Source organism: Bacillus sp. 2D03 (assembly GCF_003946765.1).
In the GTDB taxonomy this organism is placed as follows: domain Bacteria; phylum Bacillota; class Bacilli; order Bacillales; family Bacillaceae_G; genus Bacillus_A; species Bacillus_A cereus.
The window spans coordinates 32,389-58,794 of sequence record NZ_RPSJ01000018.1; the positions used below are offsets into that span (position 1 = coordinate 32,389).

Here is a 26,406-nt window from a genome sequence, read left to right on the forward strand (position 1 = left end):
ACTTATGTAAGCTTAGAAAGTGGGACGTAAGTTTCGCTTTCTAGTCTAAATATAAAATAACCTATATAAACTAAGGAGGAATTTAGAATGGCTAAAGCTAAATTCGAACGTTCTAAACCCCATGTTAACATCGGTACAATCGGCCACGTTGACCATGGTAAAACTACATTAACTGCTGCGATCACTACAGTTCTTGCAAAAGCTGGTGGTGCTGAAGCACGCGGATACGATCAAATCGATGCTGCTCCAGAAGAAAGAGAGCGCGGTATCACAATCTCAACTGCACACGTTGAGTACGAAACTGAAACTCGTCACTATGCACACGTTGACTGCCCAGGTCACGCTGACTATGTTAAAAACATGATCACTGGTGCTGCTCAAATGGACGGCGGTATCTTAGTAGTATCTGCTGCTGATGGCCCAATGCCTCAAACACGTGAGCACATCCTTCTTTCTCGTCAAGTAGGTGTTCCTTACATCGTTGTATTCTTAAACAAATGCGACATGGTAGATGACGAAGAATTATTAGAATTAGTAGAAATGGAAGTTCGCGACCTATTATCTGAATACGGATTCCCAGGCGACGACATTCCTGTAATCAAAGGTTCTGCTCTTAAAGCTCTTCAAGGAGAAGCTGATTGGGAAGCAAAAATCATTGAATTAATGGCTGAAGTTGATGCTTACATCCCAACTCCAGAACGTGAAACTGACAAACCATTCTTAATGCCTGTAGAGGACGTATTCTCTATCACAGGTCGTGGTACAGTTGCTACTGGTCGTGTTGAGCGCGGTATCGTTAAAGTTGGTGACGTAGTAGAAATCATCGGTCTTGCTGAAGAAAATGCTTCTACAACTGTAACTGGTGTAGAGATGTTCCGTAAACTTCTTGACCAAGCTCAAGCTGGAGACAACATCGGTGCTTTACTTCGTGGGGTTGCTCGTGAAGACATCCAACGTGGACAAGTACTTGCAAAAAGCGGTTCTGTAAAAGCTCACGCTAAATTCAAAGCTGAAGTTTTCGTATTATCTAAAGAAGAAGGTGGACGTCACACTCCATTCTTCGCTAACTACCGTCCTCAGTTCTACTTCCGTACAACTGACGTAACTGGTATCATCCAATTACCAGAAGGTACTGAAATGGTAATGCCTGGTGACAACATCGAAATGACTATCGAACTTATCGCTCCAATCGCTATCGAAGAGGGAACTAAATTCTCTATTCGTGAAGGTGGACGTACAGTAGGTTACGGTGTAGTTGCTACTATCGTTGAGTAATCTTAACTGATATAAAAAAAACCTAAGGGATTTTCCCTTAGGTTTTTTGTTTGCGTTTATATAAGGGAGAAGAGAGTGTTTTTTTGTTTTGACGAGTTTCTTCTATAGTAATATAAAAACAATAAAAGATAATCCAGAAACTGTAAAATGAATTCTGTTAGATGAAAACTTGAAATTCTTTAAAGTGCCATGTATAATAGCAAAAGTAGAGAAAAGCAGATGCAAACAAAAAGATGCTTGCATCTAGACGAATAACATTGTATAATAAACAATGTTGCTCTTTGACTGCGATGAAGTGGAAGGTTGCTGACACACCCGGCCGCTTTGCCATGGCATGGTGTGGGGAAATTTCCATGGAGAAGGTCTATTTTAGAAATAGGCGAACGAAGGAGGGAAAATAATGGCAAAAGAAAAAATTCGTATCCGTTTAAAAGCTTACGATCACCGTATTCTTGATCAGTCAGCTGAGAAAATTGTAGAAACAGCTAAGCGTTCTGGGGCAACAGTTTCTGGTCCGATCCCATTACCAACTGAAAAAACTGTTTACACAATTCTTCGTGCTGTTCATAAGTACAAAGATTCTCGTGAGCAATTCGAAATGCGCACGCACAAACGTCTAATCGACATCGTGAGTCCTACTCCACAAACAGTAGATTCATTAATGCGTTTAGACTTACCATCTGGTGTAGATATCGAAATCAAACTATAATTTATATAACTTAAAAATGTAGGAGGTGTAACTCATGACCAAAGGAATCTTAGGAAGAAAGATCGGTATGACTCAAGTATTTGCTGAGAACGGTGAGTTAATCCCAGTAACAGTTATCGCTGCTAATCCAAACGTTGTTCTTCAAAAGAAAACAACTGAAACTGATGGCTACAATGCAATCCAGTTAGGATTTGAAGATAAACGTGAAAAGTTAACTAACAAGCCTGAACAAGGCCACACTGCTAAAGCATCTACAACTCCTAAGCGCTTCATTCGCGAAATCCGCGATGCAGACGTGGACGGATTAGAGGTTGGTCAAGAGGTAAAAGTTGACGTATTCGCTACAGGTGAAATCGTTGATGTAACAGGAATTTCTAAAGGTAAAGGTTTCCAAGGTGTTATCAAACGCCACGGACAATCTCGCGGACCTATGTCTCATGGTTCTCGCTATCACCGTCGTCCAGGTTCAATGGGCCCAGTTGCTCCGAACCGTGTATTCAAAGGCAAAAAACTTGCTGGACGTATGGGTGGAGACCAAGTTACTATCCAAAACTTAGAAATCGTTCAAGTTGACACTGAGCGCAACTTATTACTAGTAAAAGGTAACGTTCCAGGTGCTAAGAAATCTCTTGTAGTTGTTCAAGGCGCTGTGAAGGTTAGCAAATAATTCACAATAGGAAGGAGGAATTCCAATGCCAAAAGTTACTGTATATAACCAAACTGGTTCACAGGTTGGTGAAATCGAATTAGCTGAAGCTATTTTCGGTATCGAACCAAATGAAGCTGTACTTTTCGAAGCTGTAATGATGCAACGTGCATCTTTACGTCAAGGTACACACAAAGTAAAAACTCGCTCTGAAGTTCGCGGTGGTGGTCGTAAACCATGGCGTCAAAAAGGAACTGGACGTGCTCGTCAAGGGTCTATCCGCTCTCCTCAATGGCGTGGTGGTGGTACGGTATTCGGACCTACACCAAGAAGCTATGCGTACAAACTTCCTAAGAAAGTTCGTCGTTTAGCAATCAAATCTGCATTAGCTACTAAAGTAGTTGAGAACAACATTGTAGTTCTTGAAGACCTAGTGTTAAATGCACCAAAAACAAAAGATATGCTAGCAGTACTTAAAGGATTAACTGTTGAGAAGAAAGCTCTTATCGTAACTGCTGATGCAAACGAATCTGTAGAGTTATCTGCTCGCAATATCCCTGGAGTAACAGTAATCACTGCTGATGGCGTAAACGTTTTAGACGTGCTTCATCATGATAAGCTAATCATGACAAAAGCGGCAGTGGAAAAAGTAGAGGAGGTGCTTGCATAATGAGAGATCCTCGTGATATCATTAAGCGCCCAGTTATCACTGAACGTTCTATGGAAATGATGGCTGAAAAAAAATACACGTTCGATGTGGACGTTAAATCTAATAAAACAGAAGTTAAAGATGCTCTTGAAGCGATCTTTGGTGTTAAAGTAGAAAAAGTGAACATCATGAACTACAAGCCGAAAGCAAAACGCGTTGGTCGTCACGCTGGTTTTACTAGCCGTCGTCGTAAAGCAATCGTTAAGCTAACTGCTGACAGCAAAGAAATCGAAATCTTCCAAGGCGTTTAATTCTTACTAAAGAAGGAGGGAAATTGAGATGGGAATCAAAAAGTATAATCCAACTACTAACGGTCGTCGTAATATGACTACGAATGATTTCGCTGAAATCACGACTGATAGACCCGAAAAGTCATTACTTGCTCCTTTAAGCAAGAAGGCTGGTCGTAATAACCAAGGTAAAATCACTGTACGTCATCAAGGTGGCGGACATAAGCGTCAATACCGTATCATCGACTTTAAGCGTAACAAAGATGGAATTCCAGGACGCGTTGCTACGATCGAATACGATCCAAACCGCTCTGCGAATATCGCATTAATTAACTACGTTGACGGTGAAAAACGTTACATTCTTGCTCCTAAATCTTTAGAAGTAGGTATGGAAGTTATGTCTGGCCCAGAAGCTGACATTAAAATCGGTAACGCATTACCATTAATCAACATTCCAGTAGGTACTGTTGTTCATAACATCGAGCTTAAGCCTGGTCGTGGCGGACAATTAGTTCGTTCTGCTGGTACATCTGCTCAAGTACTTGGTAAAGAAGGTAAATACGTACTTGTACGTTTAACTTCTGGTGAAGTACGTCTTGTATTATCTGCTTGTCGCGCTTCAATCGGTCAAGTAGGTAACGAACAACACGAACTTATCAAAATCGGTAAAGCAGGTCGCTCTCGCTGGTTAGGTAAACGCCCAACAGTTCGTGGTTCTGTAATGAACCCGGTTGATCACCCACACGGTGGTGGTGAAGGACGTTCTCCAATCGGACGTAAGTCTCCAATGTCTCCATGGGGTAAACCAACTCTTGGATTCAAGACTCGTAAGAAAAACAAAGCGTCTGACAAATTCATCGTTCGTCGTCGTAAAAAATAATGGGATTGTAGTACGGTTCATTTCTAGAACCGTACGCCAATCACGAAGGGAGGCACCAAAATGGCTCGTAGCTTAAAAAAAGGACCATTTGTCGATGATCACTTAATGAGCAAAATGGAAAAATTAGTTGCATCTGAGCAAAAACAAGTTGTTAAAACTTGGTCTCGCCGTTCAACAATCTTCCCTCAGTTCATCGGACACACAATCGCTGTATATGATGGTCGTAAACACGTACCTGTGTACATCACTGAGGATATGGTTGGCCATAAGTTAGGTGAATTCGCACCAACTCGTACGTACAAAGGTCACCTTGCTGACGATAAGAAAACTAGAAGATAATGAGAGGAGGCACTTCAATGCAAGCTAAAGCAGTAGCGAGAACAGTTCGTATTGCTCCTCGTAAAGTTCGTTTAGTAGTAGACTTAATCCGAGGTAAGCAAGTGGGTGAAGCGATTGCTATCCTTAACCACACACCAAAAACTGCTTCTCCAGTTGTAGAAAAAGTTTTAAAATCTGCAATCGCAAATGCAGAGCACAATTATGAGATGGACATTAACAACCTAGTTGTTGAAAAAGTTTTCGTTGACGAAGGTCCAACGTTAAAACGTTTCCGTCCACGTGCAATGGGTCGTGCAAGCCAAATTAACAAACGCACAAGCCACATCACAGTTGTGGTATCAGAAAAGAAGGAGGGATAATCGATGGGTCAAAAGGTTAATCCAATTGGTCTTCGTGTCGGCGTTATCCGTGACTGGGAATCTCGTTGGTTCGCTGAGAAAGATTACGCTACATTATTACATGAAGACATCAAAATCCGTGAGTACATTAATGTACGCTTAAAAGATTCTGCTGTTGCTAAAGTAGAAATCGAACGTGCAGCAAATCGTGTAAATGTTACAATTCACACTGCAAAACCTGGTATGGTAATTGGTAAAGGTGGTACTGAAGTTGAAGCACTTCGTAAAGCTCTTAACCAATTAACAGGCAAGCGTGTACACATCAACATTTTAGAAGTTAAGAGAGCTGATCTTAACGCTAAATTAGTAGGCGAAAACATCGCTCGTCAATTAGAAAACCGTGTATCATTCCGTCGTGCACAAAAGCAAGTTATTCAACGTGCTATGCGTGCAGGTGCTAAAGGTATTAAAACACAGGTTTCTGGTCGTCTTGGCGGAGCTGATATCGCTCGTGCAGAATCTTACAGTGAAGGAACTGTTCCACTTCATACACTTCGCGCTGATATTGACTATGCAGCAGTTGAAGCTGATACAACATACGGTAAATTAGGCGTAAAAGTATGGATCTACCGTGGAGAAGTCCTTCCTACAAAAAAGAAAGCTTCTGAGGAAGGAGGAAAATAATATGTTAATGCCAAAACGCGTAAAATATCGTAGAGAGCATCGTGGTAAAATGCGTGGTCGTGCTAAAGGTGGAACTGAAATTGCTTTCGGTGAATTCGGTTTACAAGCACAAGCTGCTTCATGGATTACAAACCGTCAAATCGAAGCTGCTCGTCGTGCAATGACTCGTTACATGAAACGTGGCGGTAAAGTATGGATTAAAATTTTCCCTTCTAAACCTTACACTGCAAAACCTCTAGAAGTACGTATGGGTTCCGGTAAAGGGGCACCAGAAGGCTGGGTAGCAGTAGTAAAACCTGGGAAAATTATGTTCGAAATCGCGGGTGTATCTGAAGAGGTAGCACGCGAAGCATTACGTCTTGCAGCTCACAAGTTACCTGTGAAATGTAAATTCGTAAAACGTGAAGAAAATGGTGGTGAATCTAATGAAAACTAATGATATTCGTGAATTAACCACTGCCGAAATCGAAACAAAAGTTAAAGCTTTAAAGGAAGAGTTGTTTAATCTTCGCTTCCAACTTGCTACAGGACAATTAGAGAATCCAACTCGCATTCGTGAAGTGCGTAAAGCAATTGCTCGTATGAAAACTGTAGTTCGTGAAAGAGAGATCGGAATTAATCGATAAATTGAGGGGAGGTTTGCATAGTGAGCGAACGTAACCAACGCAAAGTTTATACTGGTCGTGTAGTGTCTGACAAAATGGACAAAACGATTACAGTTTTAGTTGAAACTTACAAAACTCATTCCTTGTACGGAAAACGTGTTAAGTATTCTAAGAAGTACAAAGCCCATGATGAGCAAAACCAAGCGAAACTTGGCGATATCGTTAAAATCATGGAAACTCGCCCGCTTTCTGCTACTAAGCGTTTCCGTTTAGTTGAAATCGTTGAAGAAGCGGTTATTATCTAAATAGACGAATCGGAATTTTTAGTCCGAAGGGAGGTTTCATAACATGATCCAACAAGAATCTCGTTTGAAAGTTGCTGACAACTCTGGTGCACGTGAACTTTTAACAATTAAAGTATTAGGCGGCTCTGGTCGTAAATATGCTAACATTGGTGACATTATCGTTGCTACGGTAAAACAAGCAACACCAGGTGGCGTTGTTAAAAAAGGTGACGTTGTTAAAGCAGTAGTGGTACGTACGAAGAGCGGAGCTCGTCGTCCGGACGGTTCTTACATCAAATTTGATGAAAACGCAGCGGTTATCATTAAAGACGATAAGAGCCCACGTGGTACTCGTATCTTCGGACCAGTAGCTCGTGAATTACGTGATAGCAACTTCATGAAGATCGTTTCTTTAGCTCCAGAAGTTCTATAATTTAAGGTATTGCCTTGCTAAGGAGGTGCAGAATTAAGATGCATGTAAAAAAAGGTGATAAAGTACAGGTAATCACTGGTAAAGACAAAGGAAAACAAGGCGTTATCCTTGTGGCTTTCCCAAAGCAAAACCGTGTTATCGTTGAGGGTGTCAATATCGTTAAGAAGCACTCTAAGCCATCTCAATTAAATCCACAAGGTGGAATTATTACTAAAGAAGCACCTATTCACGTTTCTAACGTTATGATTTTAGATCCGAAAACAGGTGAACCTACTCGTGTAGGCTTCAAAGTAGAAGATGGTAAAAAAGTTCGTATTGCAAAAAAATCTGGTGAATTATTAGATAAATAATTTTCTTAAGAAAGGAGGTCACTTCATTGAATCGCCTTAAAGAGAAGTTCCAAAAGGAAATTACTCCTGCTCTAGTGAGCAAGTTTAACTATAAATCTGTAATGCAGGTACCAAAAATCGAAAAGATCGTAATCAACACTGGTGTTGGTGACGCGGTATCTAACTCAAAAGCGTTAGACAACGCAGTAGAAGAATTAACACAAATCACAGGTCAAAAACCTGTTGTAACTCGTGCTAAAAAATCAATCGCTGGTTTCCGTCTTCGTGAAGGTATGCCAATCGGTGCGAAAGTAACTTTACGCGGCGAGCAAATGTATGAGTTCTTCGACAAATTAGTATCAGTTTCTTTACCACGTGTACGTGATTTCCGTGGTGTTTCTAAGAAATCATTCGATGGTCGTGGAAACTATACATTAGGTGTTAAAGAGCAACTTATTTTCCCTGAGATTGATTATGATAAAGTAAGCAAAGTCCGCGGTATGGACATCGTAATCGTTACTACAGCGAAAACTGATGAAGAAGCTCGTGAACTTTTAACACAATTCGGTATGCCATTCCAAAAATAATGGAAGCCAACGCTAAGTAGAGGAGGCGAAAACGTGGCTAAAAAATCTATGATAGCGAAACAAAAGCGTACTCCTAAGTTTAAAGTACAAGAGTATACACGTTGCGAACGCTGCGGTCGTCCGCATTCTGTATACCGCAAATTTAAACTTTGCCGTATTTGTTTCCGTGAACTTGCATATAAAGGTCAAATTCCTGGTGTTAAAAAAGCTAGTTGGTAAAACCCACAAATGGGAAGGAGGTAAAACACATGGTGATGACAGATCCAATTGCAGACATGCTTACTCGCATCCGTAATGCGAACATGGTACGTCATGAGAAATTAGAGGTTCCTGCTTCTAAAATCAAAAAAGAGATCGCTGAACTTTTAAAACGTGAAGGTTTCATTCGTGATGTAGAATACATCGAGGATAACAAACAAGGTATCCTTCGTATTTTCCTGAAATATGGTGCAAACAATGAACGTGTAATCACTGGATTAAAACGTATCAGTAAACCTGGCTTACGCGTTTACGCTAAAGCTGACGAAGTACCACGTGTACTTAACGGATTAGGTATCGCTCTTGTTTCTACATCTAAGGGAGTAATGACAGACAAAGACGCTCGTCAATTACAAACTGGTGGAGAAGTAGTAGCATACGTTTGGTAATATATATTTAAAACGAACGGAGGTGTGACCACATGTCTCGTATTGGTAAAAAGATTCTTGAAATCCCTGCAGGTGTTACTATTACAGTTGCAGAAGACAATACTGTAACAGTAAAAGGCCCTAAAGGTGAATTAACTCGTACTTTCAATGCTGATATGCTTATCAAAATTGAAGAGAATACATTAACAGTTGAGCGTCCATCTGAACAGAAGGAACACCGTGCATTACACGGTACAACTCGTGCTTTAATCGGAAACATGGTTGAAGGTGTAACTGAAGGTTTCGCACGCGGACTTGAATTAGTCGGTGTTGGTTACCGTGCTCAAAAACAAGGTGATAAACTTGTATTAAGCGTAGGTTATTCTCATCCAGTAGAAATGACTCCGGAAGCAGGTCTTGAAGTTGAAGTACCTGCACCAACTAAGATCGTAATTAAAGGTATCGACAAGCAACGTGTTGGCGAATTCGCTGCTAACATCCGTGCTGTACGTGCTCCTGAGCCTTACAAAGGTAAAGGTATTCGTTACGAAGGCGAAGTTGTTCGTCGTAAAGAAGGTAAAACTGCTAAGTAAACCCGTTAGGTGAGAGAAAGGAGTGACAAGAATGATCACTAAAGCTGATAAAAATGCGACTCGTAAGAAAAGACATGCACGTGTACGTGCTAAACTTACTGGTACTGCAGAGCGTCCACGTTTAAACGTGTTCCGTTCTAACCAACATATTTACGCTCAAGTTATTGATGATGTGAATGGTGTAACGTTAGTAAGTGCATCTACTCTTGATAAAGACCTTGCTCTTAACGGTACTAGCAATATTGAAGCTGCTACGAAAGTTGGAGAATCAGTTGCTAAGCGTGCTGTAGAGAAAGGCGTTAAAGAAGTAGTATTTGATCGCGGTGGTTACTTATACCATGGCCGTGTTAAAGCTCTAGCTGAGGCTGCTCGTGAGGCTGGATTACAATTTTAATGGTCAAAGGAGGGAAAATTGATGCATCGCATTGACCCAAGTAAATTAGAACTTGAAGAACGTGTAGTTACGATAAATCGTGTCGCGAAAGTTGTTAAGGGTGGTCGTCGTTTCCGCTTTGCTGCACTAGTTGTAGTTGGCGATAAAAACGGTCATGTTGGATTCGGTACTGGTAAAGCACAAGAGGTACCAGACGCAATCCGTAAAGCTATCGAAGACGCTAAGAAAAACTTAATCGCTGTACCATTAGTTGGTACAACAATTCCACACACAATCAACGGTCATTTTGGCGCTGGTGAAGTATTCTTAAAACCTGCTGCTGAGGGTACTGGTGTTATTGCTGGTGGACCTGTTCGTGCGGTCCTTGAATTAGCTGGTGTACAAGATATTCTTTCGAAATCTCTTGGTTCTAACACACCAATCAACATGATTCGCGCTACTGTGAACGGATTAAGCGAACTTAAGCGCGCTGAAGATGTTGCAAAATTACGCGGTAAATCTGTAGAAGAGCTACTAGGTTAAGGAGGGAAAACAAATGGCGAAAAAGTTAGAAATTACCCTCACTCGTAGTGTAATTGGTCGTCCACAAGATCAACGTGCGACGGTAGAAGCTTTAGGTCTTAAAAAGTTGAATTCAACTGTAGTTAAGGAAGAAACTCCTGCTATTCTTGGTATGATCAACAAAGTTTCTCACCTTGTAACTGTAAAAGAAGCTTAAGGATAACTCATTAATATAAGGAGGTGCCTGGGAATGAAACTTCATGAATTAAAACCTGCAGAAGGTTCTCGTAAAGTACGTAACCGTGTCGGTCGTGGTATCGGTTCTGGTAACGGTAAAACTGCTGGTAAAGGTCATAAAGGACAAAACGCACGTTCTGGCGGCGGTGTTCGTCTTGGCTTCGAAGGTGGTCAAACTCCATTATTCCGTCGTTTACCAAAACGCGGCTTCACAAACATTAACCGTAAAGAGTTTGCTATTGTAAACTTATCAACGTTAAATCGTTTTGAAGATGGTACAGAAGTAACACCTGAATTATTGCTGGAAACTGGCGTTATCAGCAAGTTAAACGACGGTGTTAAAGTTCTTGCAAGCGGAGCAGTAGAGAAAAAACTAACTGTTAAAGCGCACAAGTTCTCTTCAAGTGCTAAAGAAGCAATTGAAGCAGCTGGCGGATCAGTTGAGGTGATCTAATGTTTCGTACAATCTCCAACTTTATGCGCGTTGCTGAGATAAGACGTAAAATATTATTCACTTTAGCGATGTTAATCGTATTCAGGATTGGCACGTTTATCCCCGTGCCATTTACAAATGGAGACGTACTGAAGGCACAAGATCAATTAAATGCTTTAGGTATTCTAAATACATTTGGCGGTGGAGCCTTGAAAAACTTCTCCATCTTTGCGATGGGAATCATGCCGTATATTACAGCATCCATCATCGTGCAATTATTGCAGATGGATGTTGTTCCTAAATTTTCGGAATGGTCGAAGCAAGGTGAAATGGGCCGTCGTAAATTAACGCAATTCACGCGTTACTTTACAATTGTTCTTGCGTTTATTCAGGGGTTTGGTATGTCAATCGGTTTTAACGGTATGGTAGGTGGACAATTAATTTTGAATCCAGGTTGGAGCACTTATTTATACATTGCTACGGTACTGACTGCTGGTACTGCATTTTTAATGTGGTTAGGTGAACAGATTACAGCTAAAGGTGTAGGTAATGGTATTTCCATCCTTATCTTTGGCGGTATTGCCGCAGCGATCCCAAGTGTTATATCTCAAGTGTATCAGCAACAGTTTCAAAATATCGGAGATCAATTGTTCATGAGTATCGTTAAAGTTGCATTGATTTTACTAGCTGTGCTAGCAGTTATTGTGGGTGTTATTTTCATTCAACAGGCTGTTAGAAAGATTCCAATTCAATATGCGAAGCGTGTAACAGGAGGAAATGGTGGTTATGCTGGAGCACAAAACACACATTTACCGCTTAAGGTAAATAGTGCTGGTGTTATTCCAGTAATTTTTGCTGTTTCATTCTTAATTACGCCTCCGACTATTGCACAGTTCTTCCCGAAACATGATGTATCGCAGTGGATTATTGCAAACTTTAACTATTCTCACCCAGTGGGAATGATCATATATGTTGCGCTCATTGTAGCCTTCACATATTTCTATGCATTTGTTCAGGTTAATCCAGAGCAAATGTCAGAGAATCTAAACAAGCAAGGTGGATATGTTCCAGGTATTCGTCCGGGTAAGAATACGGAACAATATCTAACAAAAATCTTGTATCGTTTGACCTTTGTAGGATCAATTTTCCTAGCAGCGATTGCAATCTTACCAGTTATCTTTACGAAATTGGGAAATCTTCCTCCGTCTGCACAGATCGGTGGAACGAGTATGTTAATCGTTGTCGGCGTTGCTTTAGAAACAATGAAGCAGCTAGAAAGCCAACTGGTAAAACGCCATTACAAAGGGTTTATCAAGCAGTGAGTAAGTGGGAAGAATTGTCTTCCCTACATGCTCATGTACTCTGAGGGGGAACAAGGATGAACTTAATTTTAATGGGGCTTCCTGGTGCTGGTAAAGGTACACAAGCCGAACAGATTGTTGCCAAGTATAACATCCCTCACATTTCAACAGGAGACATGTTCCGTGCAGCTATGAAGGCTGAAACTGAAATGGGTCTACAAGCAAAATCTTTTATTGATGAAGGTGCACTTGTTCCAGATGAAGTTACAATCGGAATCGTTCGTGAACGTTTAAGTCAAGACGACTGCGTAAGAGGTTTCTTACTAGACGGTTTCCCACGAACTGTTGCACAAGCATCAGCTCTTGAAGAAATTATGAAAGATCTTGGCAAAAAAATCGACTATGTTTTAAACATTAATGTGGATTCAGGGTTGTTATTAAAACGCCTTACAGGCCGTCGCATTTGTAAAGAGTGCGGTGCGACTTACCACTTAGAATTCAATCCACCAGCAAAAGCTGATGTGTGCGATAAATGTGGTGGCGAATTATATCAACGCTCTGATGACAATGAAGAAACTGTAGCAAATCGTTTAGATGTAAATATTAAGCAAACAAAACCTTTGCTTGATTTCTACGAAGAGCTTGGTTACTTACAAAGCATTAATGGTGAGCAAGATATCAATAAAGTATTTGCTGATATCGATGTTCTCATCGGAGGCTTAGCGTAATGATAATCTGCAAAACTCCTCGCGAGATAGAAATCATGCGAGAAGCTGGCAGGATCGTTGCTTTGACTCATCAAGAGTTGAAACAGCACATTACTCCAGGAATTACAACGAAAGAGCTCGATCAAATAGCGGAAAAGACGATTCAAAAATATGGTGCTACGCCATCTTTTAAAGGATACAACGGATTTCCGGGGAGCATATGTGCTTCTGTAAATGAAGAGCTTGTACACGGAATTCCAGGGAAGCGCAAGCTCAAAGAGGGCGATATCATCAGTATCGATATTGGTGCGAAATACAATGGGTACCATGGAGATTCTGCATGGACGTATCCAGTTGGAAACATTTCTGAATCTGTTCAAAAGCTACTTGATGTCACAGAAAAATCGTTGTATCTTGGTCTAGAACAAGTAAAACCAGGCGAGAGATTATCAAATATCTCACATGCGGTTCAAACCCATGCTGAAGAGAATGGATTCTCGATCGTTAGGGAGTATGTTGGTCACGGAATCGGGCAAGACTTACATGAGGACCCTCAAATCCCGCACTATGGTCCACCAAATAGAGGCCCTAGATTAAAGCCGGGAATGGTCATCTGTGTTGAGCCGATGGTGAATCAAGGAAGACGATATGTAAAAACACTATCTGATGACTGGACAGTGGTAACGGTAGATGGTAAATGGTGTGCCCATTTTGAGCACACGATTGCTCTTACAGAAGCAGGATACGAAATCCTTACCACTTTATAAGTAGCTGGCTCTCCGGGATTTCAGAGCAGTGTAAAATGTTACTGATTTGAAGAAGGGAGAACTATTGAATGGCTAAAGATGATGTAATTGAAGTCGAAGGTACCGTTCTTGAAACGTTGCCAAATGCTATGTTCAAAGTAGAATTAGAGAATGGGCATGTCGTATTGGCTCACGTTTCTGGTAAAATCCGTATGAACTTCATTCGTATTTTACCAGGAGACAAAGTTACGGTAGAATTATCTCCGTACGATTTAAATCGTGGTCGTATTACGTACCGTTTTAAATAATATAGCACTCCGTAATCTTTAAGGAGGTTCGAGACATGAAAGTAAGACCGTCAGTTAAACCAATCTGCGAAAAATGTAAAGTTATTCGTAGACGTGGAAAAGTAATGGTTATTTGTGAAAACCCTAAACATAAACAAAAACAAGGTTAATCAGAAGGAGGTGCATTCGTAATGGCACGTATCGCAGGTGTAGATATTCCTCGAGACAAACGCGTTGTTATTTCTTTAACTTACGTATTCGGCATTGGTCGCACAACTGCTGAAAAAATTCTTGCTGAAGCAGGTATTTCTGAAGAAACACGAGTTCGTGATTTAACGGAAGACGAATTAGGACGTATCCGTGATATCATCGATCGTATTAAAGTTGAGGGAGACCTTCGTCGTGAAGTATCTCTTAACATCAAACGTCTAATGGAGATCGGTTCTTACCGTGGTCTTCGTCACCGTCGTGGTTTACCAGTTCGTGGTCAAAACTCTAAAAACAATGCTCGTACACGTAAAGGTCCACGTCGTACAGTAGCAAATAAAAAGAAATAATAAGTAAAGGAGGTTGAACTAACAATGGCACGTAAAACAAACACTCGTAAAAAACGTGTGAAAAAGAATATTGAAGCTGGTATAGCTCATATTCGTTCTACTTTCAACAACACAATCGTAACACTTACAGATACTCACGGTAACGCACTTTCTTGGTCTAGTGCTGGTGCACTTGGTTTCCGTGGATCTCGTAAATCTACTCCATTCGCTGCGCAAATGGCTGCTGAAACTGCTGCTAAAGCTGCAATGGAACACGGTTTAAAAACTTTAGAGGTTACTGTTAAAGGTCCTGGTGCTGGTCGTGAAGCTGCAATTCGTGCTCTTCAAGCTGCAGGTCTAGAAGTAACAGCAATTAGAGATGTTACTCCAGTTCCTCATAATGGATGTCGTCCACCAAAACGTCGTCGTGTGTAATTTTTCTGTATAGAATTTTCCCTTTTGTCTATAATGGATATGATGCATTATCGAGAAATTTCGTACAGAAACATCGCTTGTTGTGCACAATCGGGAACTGCCTAAGGGGGACTTTCGGTTAGACAGGGGTTATACCTTTGTTTAACCGGGGTTTCGACGTTTTGAAGGAGGGTTTAGTTAATGATTGAAATCGAAAAGCCGAAAATCGAAACGGTTGAACTTAACGAAGATGCTAAATATGGTAAATTCGTAATTGAACCGCTTGAGCGTGGATATGGTACTACTTTGGGTAACTCCTTACGTCGTATTCTTTTATCCTCACTCCCTGGTGCCGCTGTTACTGCTATCCAAATCGATGGCGTATTACATGAATTTTCAACAGTTGAGGGCGTAGTAGAAGACGTTACGACGATCATCTTAAACTTGAAAAAGTTAGCTCTTAAAATCTACTCTGAAGAAGAGAAGACGTTGGAAATTGATGTACAGGGCGAAGGTATTGTCACAGCTGCTGATATTACTCACGATAGTGATGTAGAAATCTTAAATCCAGATTTACACATTGCAACGTTAGCAAAAGATGCGCATTTCCGCGTGCGTTTAACTGCAAAGCGTGGCCGTGGGTATACGCCAGCTGATGCAAATAAAAGCGAAGATCAACCAATAGGAGTAATTCCTATTGATTCTATTTATACTCCGGTATCACGTGTGACTTACCAAGTGGAAAAGACACGTGTCGGACAAGTGGCTAATTATGATAAGCTTACGCTTGATGTATGGACGGATGGAAGCATCGGGCCAAAAGAAGCTATCTCTTTAGGTGCCAAAATCTTAACTGAGCATTTAAATATCTTTGTTGGTTTAACTGATGAAGCACAAAATGCTGAGATTATGGTCGAGAAGGAAGAAGATCAAAAAGAGAAAGTTCTTGAGATGACTATCGAAGAACTAGACCTTTCTGTTCGTTCTTATAATTGCCTAAAACGTGCAGGAATTAATACTGTACAAGAGCTTGCGAACAAAACAGAAGAAGATATGATGAAAGTTCGTAACTTAGGACGTAAATCCTTAGAAGAAGTTAAACATAAACTTGAGGAATTAGGTTTAGGTTTACGTAAAGACGACTGAGGATTTAAACCCATCAACAAAGGAGGGAACTACGAATGGCATACAGAAAATTAGGCCGTACAAGTGCGCAACGTAAAGCTATGTTACGTGATTTAGCTACTGATTTAATTATCAACGAGCGCATCCAAACGACAGAAACTCGTGCAAAAGAACTTCGTTCTGTAGTGGAAAAAATGATCACTTTAGGTAAACGCGGAGATCTTCATGCTCGTCGTCAAGCAGCAGCTTTCATTCGCAATGAAGTAGCTAACGCTGAGACTGGTCAAGATGCACTTCAAAAACTATTCGCTGATGTAGCTCCACGCTATGCTGAGCGCCAAGGCGGATACACTCGTATTGCAAAAATTGGTCCACGTCGCGGAGACGCAGCACCAATGGTAATTATCGAGTTAGTATAATGATAATTAAAAGGGCAGGACAGTTCTTTTCAAGAAACTGGTCATGGCCCTTTTTTTTAAATATAAAAATAGGCTAACTTGGCGAAGGAAAGGGTGCCTTCTATTGAAAAAAGAGAAACTTCGGATAAAAAATATATCATTTCAATATCCTGGGGCAGCCACTTATGCATTAAAAGATGTTTCATTTTCCTTATATGAGGGAGAATGGGTATCTATTATTGGACAAAACGGTTCAGGAAAGTCTACACTTGCAAAATTATTGAATGGTTTGTTTTTGCCAGAAGCAGGGACTATTATAATAAATGATACAATGGTTTTATCAGAGGAAACGGTATGGGATGTTCGAAAACAAATTGGAATGGTATTTCAAAATCCAGATAATCAATTTGTTGGAACAACAGTGCAAGATGATGTTGTATTTGGCTTAGAGAATATCGGAATGCCAAGAGAACAAATGATTGAAAGATTAGAACAGGCCTTGCAACTTGTCCGTATGGAAGATTTTCTTAATGATGAGCCTCATTCCTTATCCGGTGGGCAAAAGCAGCGAGTGGCAATAGCAGGCGTTTTAGCACTTCAACCATCTATTTTAATATTAGATGAAGCAACGTCAATGTTAGACCCTCAAGGGAGACGTGAAGTAGTAGAAACGGTTAGACAGCTTGTTACTCAAAAAGGTATTACTGTGTTATCGATTACGCACGATTTAGAAGAAGCGGCACAGTCAGATCGTGTCATTATTTTAAATAAGGGAGAAATATTAGAGGAAGGGACTCCAGAAAAAATTTTCAAATCCTCTCATATGCTCCAAGAAATTGGCTTAGATGTACCGTTTTCAGTGAAAATAGCAGAATTATTAAAAAGAAATGAAATTCTCTTGCAAAATACGCATCTTACAATGGAAAGCTTGGTGAACGAACTTTGGAGATTACATTCCAAAAAGTAGAGCATCGTTATCAATATAAAACTCCATTTGAAAGACGCGCACTTTATGATGTAGACGTGTCGTTTCCAAGTGGGGGCTATTATGCCATTATCGGTCATACTGGTTCAGGTAAGTCGACGATGATTCAACATTTAAATGGTTTATTGCAGCCGACAAATGGTACAGTTCAAATTGGTGAACATTTGATTTCGGCAGGAAAGAAAGAAAAAAAGCTAAAGCCACTACGTAAAAAAGTAGGGGTTGTCTTTCAATTCCCAGAACATCAGTTGTTTGAAGAGACTGTGGAGAAAGATATTTGTTTCGGCCCTACTAATTTTGGAGTATCTGTAGACGAAGCAAGGCAAAAGGCTAGAAAGGCAATTGAACTTGTAGGGCTAGAACCGGAACTGTTAACACGTTCTCCGTTCGAATTAAGTGGTGGACAAATGAGACGTGTTGCTATAGCGGGTGTACTGGCGATGGAACCTGAAGTGCTTGTATTAGATGAACCTACAGCAGGACTAGATCCAAAAGGGCAGAACGAACTTATGGAGATGTTTTATAAGCTGCACAAGGAGAAGGGTCTTACAGTTATCCTTGTAACGCATAATATGGAGGATGCTGCTCAGTATGCGGAGCAGATTGTAGTTATGCATAAAGGAACGGTCTTTTTGCAAGGAAGTGCAGAGGAAGTATTTTCACATGCTGATGAACTAGAGAAAATTGGTGTGGATCTTCCTATGTCATTAAAGTATAAACGTGCAATTGAAGAGAAGTTTGGTATTTCAATTCCAAAGGCTACCTTATCTTTAGAGGATCTTACTCATGAAGTTGTGCAGGTGATACGAAAAGGTGGTCATGAATCATGCAGCAGTTGATTATTGGGAGATATATCCCGGGGAATTCACTTATTCATCAACTTGATCCACGTACGAAGCTGCTGATTGTCTTTTTATATGTATTTGTTGTTTTCTTAGCAAATAATGCGATTTCATATGGATTTTTATTTTTATATGCACTCATTGCTTTATTTTTTGCAAAAGTGCCGATTCGTTATGTACTTTCGGGCTTAAAACCAATTTTATGGATTTTTCTTTTTACATTTTTCCTGCATATTTTTACAAATAAAGAGGGGGATGTACTATTCCAGCTTGGTTGGTTTTCGATATATGAAAAAGGATTAGAGCAAGGGATATACATTTCTGTACGATTCTTCGTTATTATTTTAATGACGACATTATTAACGTTAACGACGACACCTATTGAAATTACAGATGGTTTGGAGACGTTATTAAAGCCGTTGAAGCGTATAAAGGTTCCTGTTCATGAAATCGCATTAATGATGTCAATTTCTCTTCGTTTTATCCCGACATTAATGGATGAAACGAGTAAAATAATGAAAGCACAAGCGTCACGTGGTATTGATTTTGCCGGGGGACCGATAAAAGATAGAATGAAAGCTATTATTTCACTGCTCGTTCCTCTGTTTATCAGTGCTTTTAAGCGTGCAGAGGACTTAGCCGTTGCGATGGAAGCTCGTGGATATCAAAGTGGTGAAGGACGTACTAAATTTAGGCAACTACGCTGGAAAACAAGCGATACAGTAACGATTGTCAGCTTATTTTGTTTAGCTTGTATTTTGGCATGGGTGCGATCGTAATGGAGAATAGAGAAATGGATAGAATAAAATGTACGGTTGCATATGATGGCATGCATTTTTGTGGTTATCAAATTCAGCCGAACCATCGTACTGTTCAACAGGAGATAGAAAAAGCATTGCAGAAATTGCATAAGGGAGAACTTGTTCGTGTTCAGGCATCTGGTAGAACAGATTCTACAGTTCATGCAAAAGGACAAGTAATACACTTTGATACTCCTTTGTCTCTTGAAGAGTGGCAATGGAGTAATGCTTTAAACACAATGTTGCCAGATGATATTGTTATTAGGCAAGTAGAGAAAAAAACAGAAGAATTTCATGCACGTTACGGTGTTGAGAAAAAAGAATATCGTTATCGTGTATTATTATCAAAGACTGCGGATGTATTCCGTAGAAATTACGTATATCAATATCCATACCCGCTCGAAATCAACTCTATAAGAAAAGCAATTCCTTATTTTATTGGAACGCATGATTTCACTTCTTTTTGTTCGGCAAAAACTGACAAAAAAGATAAAGTGCGAACAATTTATGAAATCGAGTTAATTGAACAAGATGATGAAATAATTTTTCGTTTTGTAGGTAATGGATTTTTATATAATATGGTCAGAATTATTGTTGGTACGTTACTTAGCGTAGGGCAAGGAAAGCTTGATCCTGATAGCATTCCAGAGATTTTAGCGAAACAAAATCGTCAGTTTGCTGGAAAGATGGCTCCAGGTCATGGGCTTTACTTATGGGAGGTAAACTATAACAACTAATCCTGGTGTAACATTTGCTTGACATTAGAAACTCAAAAGTATATCATAACATATGGTATTGTTTCTAAAACCACGATTAGCCCCGGAAGGAAATCGTGTTTAAGATAAACAATAGATTTTTTCTATGGAAAAGATAACGAGGAGGGAAACACATGCGTACGACTTTTATGGCAAAAGCTAACGAAGTTGAGCGTAAATGGTATGTGGTTGATGCTGAAGGTCAAACTTTAGGTCGCCTTGCTAGTGAAGTAGCATCCATTTTACGTGGTAAAAACAAACCTACATTTACACCACACGTTGACACGGGTGATCATGTAATTATTATTAACGCTGAGAAAATTCATTTAACAGGTAATAAATTAAACGATAAAATTTACTACCGTCACACTAACCACCCAGGTGGACTTAAGCAAAGAACAGCTCTTGAAATGCGTACAAACTACCCTGTACAAATGTTAGAGCTTGCAATTAAAGGCATGCTTCCAAAAGGACGCTTAGGCCGTCAAGTTTCTAAGAAACTTAACGTGTATGCTGGAGCAGAGCATCCACACCAAGCACAAAAACCAGAAGTTTACGAACTTCGCGGATAATTAATTAAAGGAGGGCTTACTTTGGCACAGGTTCAATACTATGGCACTGGACGTCGTAAGAGTTCAGTAGCGCGCGTACGCCTAGTTCCAGGCGAAGGACGCGTTATCATTAACGGTCGTGATTTTGAAAACTATATCCCATTTGCTGCATTACGTGAAGTAGTGAAACAACCTCTAGTTGCAACAGAAACTTTAGGTAACTACGATGTACTTGTAAACGTAAATGGTGGTGGATACACTGGTCAAGCTGGTGCTATTCGTCACGGTATTTCTCGCGCTTTATTAAAAGCTGATCCAGAATACCGTCTAACACTAAAACGTGCAGGTCTATTAACTCGTGACGCACGTATGAAAGAGCGTAAAAAATACGGTCTTAAAGGCGCACGTCGTGCACCTCAGTTCTCAAAACGTTAATTTTTGCGAACTACAAACCCCAACCATTTTGGTTGGGGTTTTTTTTATGTTTCATTCCTCTTTTGCAATTTTTATAGCTTGGAATATTTTAGTGCTACCGCCACGCGTATGCTTCTTCTTTAGAAGTTTAGACTAATACGTATTAGGGAGGTTTATAAGTACTATGAATGTCATTGTCAGCTTACAAGAAAAACAAAAAGAAAAGCAGTTAAAATACGAGCGGAAGATGTTGCGGGAATTATCATTAAAAACATTGCGTTCAAATATTCGTGATGCCTTTCAAATGCAAGAGCTTCATCGTCAGTATGAAGATTACTGTATTGAATTAGGGATAGAATCTTATTTATTAGGAGCGAGATATAGTAAATTTGGTTATTATGGTGAATCGTTTTTTGATGTGAAATATAGAGCTTTAGAAGAAGAACAACAATTAACTGAAACGCTATTTCAATTTTTAACGAGTATGACTATGCGAGAAATAAAGTTGAAAGATGAGGAATTACTTTTTGAATCTTGTCAGCAGTTCATAGGATTGTGGTGGCAAGAAGGGTATGAAAAAGGTGAAAGAAGATATCGATTAAAGCTTCATTAAGACAAGCATAAACTTTCCTCTTGTCCCATATAAGTAATTAGAGGGACTAGCTGGAGGAGGAAAGGTATGAAGAGAATTCGAATTATCTCTTTTGCACTCGCTGCGGTTGTATTGTTTTTTTTAGTCAAACAAGAATTTCAAATTACAAAATCGTGGCGTGCTTGGAATTTACCCTTATCAGGGAAAGTAATCGTATTAGATGCTGGGCATGGTGGACCAGATGGAGGGGCTGTTGGTGGAAAGGATATTATAGAAAAGGATATTACGCTTGAAATTACAAAAAAGGTACAAGACTATTTACAAGAACAAGGTGCACTAGTCATTTTAACGCGTGAGGGAGATTATGATTTAGCTAACAAAGATACAAAGTCATATAGCAGACGTAAAGCAGAGGATTTAAAAAAACGTGTAGAAATCATCAATAAACCTGATGTAGACTTTTTTGCAAGTATTCATTTAAATGCTTTAACTAGTAGTGGATCGAAAGGCGCACAAACGTTCTATTACCGCTCTTCAATTGAAAATGAACGTGCTGCAAAATTTATACAGGCTGAATTGAGAACAAGTTTAGAGAACACGAATCGTTCTGCTAAGACTATTTCGCATGTGTATTTATTAAAGTATTCTAAAACACCAGGTGCTTTAATTGAAGCTGGCTTTTTATCGAATGTGAACGAAAGGTATATGTTAAATTCGGAGAAATATCAGCAAAAGGTAGCAGCTGCAATATACCGTGGTATATTACGTTATTTCACGGAAAAAGGAAATCCTCCAGAATAAGGAGGATTTTTTTGAGCTTCTCTCGTTAACGAAGTTTTCGGAAAATATGTTATACTGGAAATGTAAACGCATTTATTTCAAGAATAAGCAGAGATAAATTCAATTAACATTACGTTATTTTTCATACAGGGGGCTGGGCTAATTATGGTAACGAAAGAGCAAGTGGTTGAAGCGTTAGAAGGGATTGTAGATCCGTTTTTACATAAAACTTTAAAAGAAACAAGTGCAATTAAAGAGGTAACAGTCAAGCCAGAGAAGGAACATGTGAGTGTCAAAATTGCAATCGTAAAAACCGGTACAGCGGAACAAATGCAGTTGCAGTCTGGAATTGTAAAGTTAGTAAAAGAACTTGGGGCAGCAACAGTTGGACTTCGTTTTGCAGAATTTACAGAAGAGGAATTAGCTCAGTTTGCACCGGAACAAGAAGAAGAGCAAAGTGAATCTTTATTGTCACCTAATTCAAAAACAACATTCTTAGCGGTAGCGAGTGGAAAAGGTGGCGTGGGAAAATCAACTGTTTCCGTTAACCTTGCAGTTGCTTTAGCTCGTTTAGGAAAAAAAGTTGGTATTATCGATGCGGACATTTACGGTTTTAGTGTGCCAGACATGATGGGGATAGAAAAACGTCCTATCGTAAGAGGTGACAAGATAATTCCGGTGGAACGTTTAGGTGTAAAGGTAATCTCAATGGGCTTCTTTGTAGAGGATAATGCACCAGTTATTTGGAGAGGACCTATGCTTGGGAAAATGTTAAACCACTTCTTCACAGAAGTAGAATGGGGCGATTTAGATTATTTAGTACTAGATTTGCCACCAGGCACAGGTGATGTTGCGTTAGATGTGCACTCAATGTTGCCATCTTGCAAAGAGATTATTGTAACGACGCCTCATCCAACAGCTGCGTTTGTAGCAGCGCGTGCTGGAGCGATGGCATTGCGCACTGAACATAGTATTCTTGGTGTTGTTGAGAATATGGCATATTTTGAAAGTAAGGTAACTGGTGAGAAAGAATATGTATTTGGAAAAGGCGGGGGAGATAAGTTAGCTACCGAATTACAAACGAATGTTCTTGGTCGAATTCCGCTACAACAACCCGATTGGAATAAAGAAGACTTTGCTCCTTCAGTATATGAAGATACACATACAACGGGCATTATTTATAGTAAAATAGCTGAAACAGTAATTGATAAAACAGCTGTTACACAAAAATAAAGTGAAACTTTAATTAGTGGGGTTCACCTGTTACTGACAACAATAAGGCTTTTGTTGTTAGTAAACCTTTCACTTAACTAGAGGCGGTCCATTTTGTCTGTTAATAGTAAGATAAAGTAATAACGAGTGAACAATGTATACATTGTTCACTCGTTATTATAGTTATTATTTTTTACTGTTCTTCCTTCTTCTCGCCTTGAGAACCACCGTCACCGCCTGCTTCTTTCTTACCAGATCCGCCTTTTTCAGCTTTTTGCACACCTTTACTAATGATATCAATCATCTTGGCTTGGAAGAGTGGACTTTCAGCAGTTTCTGTTAGTACTTGTTGTAGATATTGACGGTATTCTTTACTCTTCATTGTTTGTAACATCATTTTTTCTACTTCAGGATTTTTCATAATTTCTATAACACCTGCTTGGTATTCAGGGTCTTTTAGTAAGGTTTTCATTAATTGAGTTTGTTCTTTCCCCATACTTTTAGCAAACTTTGATGAGAACTCAGGATCTTTAAAGAGCTTTTCCCAGAATTGTTGCCCTTTATCGGATACCATGGCATCTTCAATCGTTTTCTTTACTACTGTTTCATCTAGTATGAGTGCTTGTTTCATTTTTTCATCAGTTAATACATCTTGAATAGCTTTCTTACCTTGATCTGTTTTTAAAATATCAACAATCATTTTCTTTGTTTGATCGTAATCTAGTTCGGATTTCGTTTCTTTTCCTTGTGCGCATGCTGCAAGTGCGATAAGTAGAAAAGAAGAAACGAAAATGAATAGCATCCGTTTCATAAGTTGGAACTCCTTTCAGCACAGTTCTCTCTTTTTAATATAAATATCTTTAAGGAATTTATACATGAACATGGCTAGCTTTTTGAAATTGTCATTGATACAATTTAATTAGAAATATAAGGATAATGGGGGATGTGTTGTGAATAGCCGCAAGTGGGTACGACTATTTTTAACGACGTTGTTTCTTGGTGGGATTAGCACAGTTATTATTGGTTTTGTTTTGGAGTGGGACAAGTACAATGAATTTTTTAAAAATTTCGACGGTAAGGAGATTTTAGCAGTATCTTTCTGGCTGATGGGTGTAGGATTTATTTTTAGTGTTATAAGTCAAATGGGATTCTTTGCATATTTAACAATCCACCGTTTTGGACTAGGGATGTTTCGCTCATCTTCTTTATGGAATGCAGTCCAGCTCTTCTTTATTGCATTCGTATTATTTGATTTTGTGTATTTAAGATCTGTACTTATTGTAAATGGGGAAGTCTCGTTAGGGAATAACATACTTGTTGCTGGAATATTATTTGTGTTTGGAGCAATTGTTGCTTATGTAAAAAGTAAAGAAACAAATAAAAAAGCATTTGTGCCAGCTCTGTTCTTTATGGTTGTTGTAACAATCCTTGAATGGGTACCGGCGCTTCGGATTAATGATACAGATTGGCTATATTTAATGGTTATACCGCTATTGTTATGTAATGCGTATCAATTACTTGTATTACATCGTTTAATCGGAAAAACAAGTAAATCAGCTTAATAGAGAGAGGTTTTATACACCAGCAGTTATAATGCTGGAAATAGTATGATTAAAAAAGCTCTACCACCTTCTTGAAAGGTAGTAGAGCTTTTTATGCGTGAAGAGTAGTAGGGAAGAAGCTACTTCACATCTTCACTTTTCGTACTTGTGTTGGAAATAAGTTGTGACACGGATATTTGCTCATATCCATCACTTTTTATTTTTTGCAGGAGCAGCGGTAAAGCTCTATTTGTTTGAAGGGCAGAATCGGATGCGTGTAATAAGACGATATCTCCACCTTTCAAATTATTAGAGACAGTGGAAACGATGTTATTTACACCTGGGTTTTTCCAATCGTTTGAATTATTACTCCAATGCACGACGGTGTATCCAAGTGATTCTGCGATTTTAAGGGTTGCTTTGTTAAATTCGCCACTAGGTGGACGTAACAGCTTGACTTGTTTTACACCAAGTTTCGTAAAAACATCTTGTGCTCGTAAAAGGTCTCGTCTTATTTCATTTGTCTCTAGAGAAGTATAGGATGTGTAATTGTACCCCATACTACCAATTTCGTGTCCGTCTTTCATGATTCGCTCTACAATATCGGGGTGTCTTTCGGCCCATGCAGCAGAAAGGAAGAATGTTGCATTCTTAATTTCTCTTTCTTTAAGAGTATCTAGGATTGGAATTGCTTTTTTGTCTCCCCAACTAATATCAAACGTAAATGCAACTTGCTTTTTAGCGGTGTCTCCTTTGTAAATTACTTTAGGGCCTGTAGCAGTTGAAAAAGCAGATTCATGTGAATATGTTTTTAAAAAGAGTAGCCATGCTGTAAATAAGGACAGTATCACTATTAAGCTAATGTGTTTAAAATTTCTCTTACTCGTAATAAAAAAGAAAAACATAATATTACGCCCCTTTGTCCAATCCTTTTCAGTTACATATATGCTGTAAATATAAAAAAGAGAACAAAGGATTAATATCGTAAGTAGTGGATATAATGGATGATAGGATTGTGATAATTGAAAATGAGCGGAACGTTTATTGTTGCGTAAGGAATTATTGAGGTGATTGTTTGCTTGGGCTGATGTTGACAAAAGAAGAAAGAAAAGAAATGGAATACATATTGAAGAGAGAATTAGAGGAACTTTTATTTGATTTTGAAGATGAGCGTATTCATGAAGTTGTAAAAAAAGCCATGGAAGAAAGATATAAAATCATTTTCTGTTTATTCCGGAGAGTAGCTAACACAGAAGAATGTATTCGTTATGTAAGAAAAAGAATTTTTTATTAAAAAGTGTTGACGTTAACGGTTTGTATATGGTAAATTAATAACCGTCGCTGATGCGAAAACGCAGAAAACGACAAAAAAGAAATTTAAAAACTTAGTTGACATTGAAAAATGAAGATGTTAACATAAGGAAGTCGCAAATGAGCGACTAAGTAGTTCTTTGAAAACTGAACGAAACAAACAACGTGAAACGTCAATTTTTATTTTAGATGCTAGACAAACTAACTTTATTGGAGAGTTTGATCCTGGCTCAGGATGAACGCTGGCGGCGTGCCTAATACATGCAAGTCGAGCGAA

Annotated in this window: 44 protein-coding genes and 1 rRNA gene; 43 read left to right on the forward strand and 2 right to left on the reverse strand. The window is 39.3% G+C overall.

Annotated features, from left to right (window positions below):
• Positions 1–87: 87 nt before the first annotated feature.
• From tuf to EBQ15_RS28305, 40 genes are all read left to right on the forward strand, one after another.
• On the forward strand, positions 88–1,275 hold the full coding sequence (gene tuf / locus EBQ15_RS28105; RefSeq protein WP_001029614.1) for an elongation factor Tu: 1,188 nt from the start codon (positions 88–90) through the stop codon (positions 1,273–1,275).
• Between the two features lie 400 nt (positions 1,276–1,675).
• The gene (gene rpsJ, locus EBQ15_RS28115) at positions 1,676–1,984 is read left to right on the forward strand and encodes a 30S ribosomal protein S10 (protein WP_001040596.1); all 309 of its coding nucleotides are present in this window, start codon (positions 1,676–1,678) and stop codon (positions 1,982–1,984) included.
• Between the two features lie 34 nt (positions 1,985–2,018).
• On the forward strand, positions 2,019–2,651 hold the full coding sequence (rplC, locus tag EBQ15_RS28120; protein WP_000160207.1) for a 50S ribosomal protein L3: 633 nt from the start codon (positions 2,019–2,021) through the stop codon (positions 2,649–2,651).
• 25 nt (positions 2,652–2,676) lie between these two features.
• Positions 2,677–3,300 carry a 50S ribosomal protein L4 gene (gene rplD, locus EBQ15_RS28125; protein WP_001127258.1) on the forward strand — a complete coding sequence of 208 codons (624 nt, stop codon included), beginning with the start codon at positions 2,677–2,679 and terminating at the stop codon, positions 3,298–3,300.
• On the forward strand, positions 3,300–3,590 hold the full coding sequence (gene rplW / locus EBQ15_RS28130; RefSeq protein ID WP_001205558.1) for a 50S ribosomal protein L23: 291 nt from the start codon (positions 3,300–3,302) through the stop codon (positions 3,588–3,590). Before rplD ends, rplW begins: the two co-directional genes overlap by 1 nt.
• 28 nt (positions 3,591–3,618) lie before the next feature.
• The gene (rplB, locus tag EBQ15_RS28135) at positions 3,619–4,449 is read left to right on the forward strand and encodes a 50S ribosomal protein L2 (RefSeq protein ID WP_000511583.1); all 831 of its coding nucleotides are present in this window, start codon (positions 3,619–3,621) and stop codon (positions 4,447–4,449) included.
• A gap of 60 nt (positions 4,450–4,509) precedes the next feature.
• A complete protein-coding gene (rpsS, locus tag EBQ15_RS28140) occupies positions 4,510–4,788 on the forward strand; it encodes a 30S ribosomal protein S19 (protein WP_000124454.1) in 279 nt (92 codons plus the stop codon).
• Positions 4,789–4,805: 17 nt separating this feature from the next.
• Positions 4,806–5,147 (forward strand): 50S ribosomal protein L22, encoded by a 342-nt coding sequence (gene rplV / locus EBQ15_RS28145; protein ID WP_001148024.1) that lies wholly within the window; start codon positions 4,806–4,808, stop codon positions 5,145–5,147.
• Positions 5,148–5,150: 3 nt separating this feature from the next.
• A complete protein-coding gene (gene rpsC / locus EBQ15_RS28150) occupies positions 5,151–5,810 on the forward strand; it encodes a 30S ribosomal protein S3 (protein WP_000529956.1) in 660 nt (219 codons plus the stop codon).
• Between the two features lies 1 nt (position 5,811).
• A complete protein-coding gene (gene rplP / locus EBQ15_RS28155; RefSeq protein WP_000928969.1) occupies positions 5,812–6,246 on the forward strand; it encodes a 50S ribosomal protein L16 in 435 nt (144 codons plus the stop codon).
• Positions 6,236–6,436, forward strand: coding sequence for a 50S ribosomal protein L29 (gene rpmC / locus EBQ15_RS28160; protein WP_000855718.1), 201 nt, complete (start codon positions 6,236–6,238; stop codon positions 6,434–6,436). The genes rplP and rpmC overlap by 11 nt, the downstream gene beginning before the upstream one ends.
• A 20-nt stretch (positions 6,437–6,456) precedes the next feature.
• The gene (rpsQ, locus tag EBQ15_RS28165) at positions 6,457–6,720 is read left to right on the forward strand and encodes a 30S ribosomal protein S17 (protein ID WP_000004106.1); all 264 of its coding nucleotides are present in this window, start codon (positions 6,457–6,459) and stop codon (positions 6,718–6,720) included.
• 43 nt (positions 6,721–6,763) lie between these two features.
• On the forward strand, positions 6,764–7,132 hold the full coding sequence (rplN, locus tag EBQ15_RS28170; RefSeq protein ID WP_000615912.1) for a 50S ribosomal protein L14: 369 nt from the start codon (positions 6,764–6,766) through the stop codon (positions 7,130–7,132).
• 38 nt (positions 7,133–7,170) lie between these two features.
• Positions 7,171–7,482 carry a 50S ribosomal protein L24 gene (gene rplX, locus EBQ15_RS28175; protein WP_000558200.1) on the forward strand — a complete coding sequence of 104 codons (312 nt, stop codon included), beginning with the start codon at positions 7,171–7,173 and terminating at the stop codon, positions 7,480–7,482.
• Between the two features lie 26 nt (positions 7,483–7,508).
• Positions 7,509–8,048 (forward strand): 50S ribosomal protein L5, encoded by a 540-nt coding sequence (rplE, locus tag EBQ15_RS28180; protein WP_001080831.1) that lies wholly within the window; start codon positions 7,509–7,511, stop codon positions 8,046–8,048.
• Between the two features lie 33 nt (positions 8,049–8,081).
• Positions 8,082–8,267: a 30S ribosomal protein S14 gene (gene rpsN / locus EBQ15_RS28185; RefSeq protein WP_001085700.1), complete on the forward strand. Its 186-nt coding sequence runs from the start codon at positions 8,082–8,084 to the stop codon at positions 8,265–8,267.
• A gap of 29 nt (positions 8,268–8,296) precedes the next feature.
• Positions 8,297–8,695, forward strand: coding sequence for a 30S ribosomal protein S8 (rpsH, locus tag EBQ15_RS28190; RefSeq protein WP_000245511.1), 399 nt, complete (start codon positions 8,297–8,299; stop codon positions 8,693–8,695).
• A gap of 32 nt (positions 8,696–8,727) precedes the next feature.
• Complete coding sequence (rplF, locus tag EBQ15_RS28195) at positions 8,728–9,267, forward strand: 50S ribosomal protein L6 (protein ID WP_000086558.1); 540 nt, start codon at positions 8,728–8,730, stop codon at positions 9,265–9,267.
• Positions 9,268–9,298: 31 nt separating this feature from the next.
• Positions 9,299–9,661, forward strand: coding sequence for a 50S ribosomal protein L18 (gene rplR / locus EBQ15_RS28200; RefSeq protein ID WP_000628816.1), 363 nt, complete (start codon positions 9,299–9,301; stop codon positions 9,659–9,661).
• Positions 9,662–9,682: 21 nt separating this feature from the next.
• Positions 9,683–10,183 carry a 30S ribosomal protein S5 gene (gene rpsE, locus EBQ15_RS28205; protein WP_000554646.1) on the forward strand — a complete coding sequence of 167 codons (501 nt, stop codon included), beginning with the start codon at positions 9,683–9,685 and terminating at the stop codon, positions 10,181–10,183.
• A gap of 13 nt (positions 10,184–10,196) precedes the next feature.
• Positions 10,197–10,379, forward strand: coding sequence for a 50S ribosomal protein L30 (rpmD, locus tag EBQ15_RS28210; protein ID WP_001085234.1), 183 nt, complete (start codon positions 10,197–10,199; stop codon positions 10,377–10,379).
• Positions 10,380–10,412: 33 nt separating this feature from the next.
• Entirely contained in the window at positions 10,413–10,853 is a 441-nt protein-coding gene (gene rplO, locus EBQ15_RS28215; RefSeq protein WP_000766081.1) for a 50S ribosomal protein L15, read from the forward strand.
• The gene (gene secY, locus EBQ15_RS28220) at positions 10,853–12,154 is read left to right on the forward strand and encodes a preprotein translocase subunit SecY (RefSeq protein WP_000490117.1); all 1,302 of its coding nucleotides are present in this window, start codon (positions 10,853–10,855) and stop codon (positions 12,152–12,154) included. The genes rplO and secY overlap by 1 nt, the downstream gene beginning before the upstream one ends.
• A 56-nt stretch (positions 12,155–12,210) precedes the next feature.
• A complete protein-coding gene (locus EBQ15_RS28225; protein ID WP_001048988.1) occupies positions 12,211–12,861 on the forward strand; it encodes an adenylate kinase in 651 nt (216 codons plus the stop codon).
• Positions 12,861–13,607: a type I methionyl aminopeptidase gene (gene map, locus EBQ15_RS28230; protein ID WP_000582539.1), complete on the forward strand. Its 747-nt coding sequence runs from the start codon at positions 12,861–12,863 to the stop codon at positions 13,605–13,607. Before EBQ15_RS28225 ends, map begins: the two co-directional genes overlap by 1 nt.
• A 68-nt stretch (positions 13,608–13,675) precedes the next feature.
• Positions 13,676–13,894 (forward strand): translation initiation factor IF-1, encoded by a 219-nt coding sequence (infA, locus tag EBQ15_RS28235; RefSeq protein WP_001029884.1) that lies wholly within the window; start codon positions 13,676–13,678, stop codon positions 13,892–13,894.
• 35 nt (positions 13,895–13,929) lie between these two features.
• The gene (gene rpmJ / locus EBQ15_RS28240; RefSeq protein WP_000868344.1) at positions 13,930–14,043 is read left to right on the forward strand and encodes a 50S ribosomal protein L36; all 114 of its coding nucleotides are present in this window, start codon (positions 13,930–13,932) and stop codon (positions 14,041–14,043) included.
• 21 nt (positions 14,044–14,064) lie between these two features.
• Positions 14,065–14,430 (forward strand): 30S ribosomal protein S13, encoded by a 366-nt coding sequence (gene rpsM / locus EBQ15_RS28245; protein WP_000090788.1) that lies wholly within the window; start codon positions 14,065–14,067, stop codon positions 14,428–14,430.
• A 24-nt stretch (positions 14,431–14,454) separates the two neighbouring features.
• Positions 14,455–14,844 (forward strand): 30S ribosomal protein S11, encoded by a 390-nt coding sequence (gene rpsK, locus EBQ15_RS28250; RefSeq protein WP_000101798.1) that lies wholly within the window; start codon positions 14,455–14,457, stop codon positions 14,842–14,844.
• Positions 14,845–15,024: 180 nt separating this feature from the next.
• A complete protein-coding gene (locus tag EBQ15_RS28255) occupies positions 15,025–15,969 on the forward strand; it encodes a DNA-directed RNA polymerase subunit alpha (RefSeq protein ID WP_000569643.1) in 945 nt (314 codons plus the stop codon).
• A 35-nt stretch (positions 15,970–16,004) separates the two neighbouring features.
• Positions 16,005–16,367 carry a 50S ribosomal protein L17 gene (gene rplQ / locus EBQ15_RS28260; RefSeq protein WP_000331490.1) on the forward strand — a complete coding sequence of 121 codons (363 nt, stop codon included), beginning with the start codon at positions 16,005–16,007 and terminating at the stop codon, positions 16,365–16,367.
• Positions 16,368–16,470: 103 nt separating this feature from the next.
• On the forward strand, positions 16,471–17,313 hold the full coding sequence (locus EBQ15_RS28265) for an energy-coupling factor ABC transporter ATP-binding protein (RefSeq protein ID WP_000711765.1): 843 nt from the start codon (positions 16,471–16,473) through the stop codon (positions 17,311–17,313).
• On the forward strand, positions 17,289–18,170 hold the full coding sequence (locus EBQ15_RS28270) for an energy-coupling factor ABC transporter ATP-binding protein (RefSeq protein ID WP_000406534.1): 882 nt from the start codon (positions 17,289–17,291) through the stop codon (positions 18,168–18,170). Before EBQ15_RS28265 ends, EBQ15_RS28270 begins: the two co-directional genes overlap by 25 nt.
• On the forward strand, positions 18,158–18,952 hold the full coding sequence (locus tag EBQ15_RS28275) for an energy-coupling factor transporter transmembrane component T family protein (RefSeq protein ID WP_001186528.1): 795 nt from the start codon (positions 18,158–18,160) through the stop codon (positions 18,950–18,952). Before EBQ15_RS28270 ends, EBQ15_RS28275 begins: the two co-directional genes overlap by 13 nt.
• Positions 18,953–18,966: 14 nt before the next feature.
• Complete coding sequence (gene truA / locus EBQ15_RS28280; RefSeq protein WP_002164804.1) at positions 18,967–19,710, forward strand: tRNA pseudouridine(38-40) synthase TruA; 744 nt, start codon at positions 18,967–18,969, stop codon at positions 19,708–19,710.
• A 152-nt stretch (positions 19,711–19,862) separates the two neighbouring features.
• Entirely contained in the window at positions 19,863–20,300 is a 438-nt protein-coding gene (gene rplM, locus EBQ15_RS28285) for a 50S ribosomal protein L13 (RefSeq protein ID WP_001260793.1), read from the forward strand.
• Positions 20,301–20,321: 21 nt separating this feature from the next.
• The gene (gene rpsI, locus EBQ15_RS28290; RefSeq protein WP_000079986.1) at positions 20,322–20,714 is read left to right on the forward strand and encodes a 30S ribosomal protein S9; all 393 of its coding nucleotides are present in this window, start codon (positions 20,322–20,324) and stop codon (positions 20,712–20,714) included.
• 163 nt (positions 20,715–20,877) lie between these two features.
• Complete coding sequence (locus tag EBQ15_RS28295; RefSeq protein ID WP_001101005.1) at positions 20,878–21,306, forward strand: DUF2521 family protein; 429 nt, start codon at positions 20,878–20,880, stop codon at positions 21,304–21,306.
• A gap of 66 nt (positions 21,307–21,372) precedes the next feature.
• Positions 21,373–22,086: an N-acetylmuramoyl-L-alanine amidase CwlD gene (gene cwlD / locus EBQ15_RS28300; protein WP_000822439.1), complete on the forward strand. Its 714-nt coding sequence runs from the start codon at positions 21,373–21,375 to the stop codon at positions 22,084–22,086.
• Between the two features lie 144 nt (positions 22,087–22,230).
• A complete protein-coding gene (locus tag EBQ15_RS28305) occupies positions 22,231–23,298 on the forward strand; it encodes an Mrp/NBP35 family ATP-binding protein (RefSeq protein WP_000256628.1) in 1,068 nt (355 codons plus the stop codon).
• Positions 23,299–23,470: 172 nt separating this feature from the next.
• Here EBQ15_RS28305 and gerD read toward each other — a convergent pair whose 3' ends face one another.
• On the reverse strand, positions 23,471–24,088 hold the full coding sequence (gene gerD, locus EBQ15_RS28310) for a spore germination lipoprotein GerD (protein WP_000827295.1): 618 nt from the start codon (positions 24,086–24,088) through the stop codon (positions 23,471–23,473).
• Positions 24,089–24,227: 139 nt separating this feature from the next.
• On the opposite strand from gerD, the gene kbaA reads away from it, so the two are divergent.
• A complete protein-coding gene (gene kbaA, locus EBQ15_RS28315) occupies positions 24,228–24,839 on the forward strand; it encodes a KinB signaling pathway activation protein KbaA (protein ID WP_001088522.1) in 612 nt (203 codons plus the stop codon).
• A 119-nt stretch (positions 24,840–24,958) separates the two neighbouring features.
• On the opposite strand, the gene pdaB is transcribed toward kbaA, so the two are convergent.
• The gene (gene pdaB, locus EBQ15_RS28320) at positions 24,959–25,723 is read right to left on the reverse strand and encodes a polysaccharide deacetylase family sporulation protein PdaB (RefSeq protein WP_000464705.1); all 765 of its coding nucleotides are present in this window, start codon (positions 25,721–25,723) and stop codon (positions 24,959–24,961) included.
• A 170-nt stretch (positions 25,724–25,893) separates the two neighbouring features.
• Here pdaB and EBQ15_RS28325 point away from each other — a divergent pair, with 170 nt between their 5' ends.
• Both EBQ15_RS28325 and EBQ15_RS28330 read left to right on the forward strand, forming a co-directional pair.
• A complete protein-coding gene (locus EBQ15_RS28325; RefSeq protein ID WP_000901147.1) occupies positions 25,894–26,112 on the forward strand; it encodes a hypothetical protein in 219 nt (72 codons plus the stop codon).
• Between the two features lie 224 nt (positions 26,113–26,336).
• Positions 26,337–26,406: ribosomal RNA gene (locus tag EBQ15_RS28330) — 16S ribosomal RNA — on the forward strand; the annotation flags it as partial.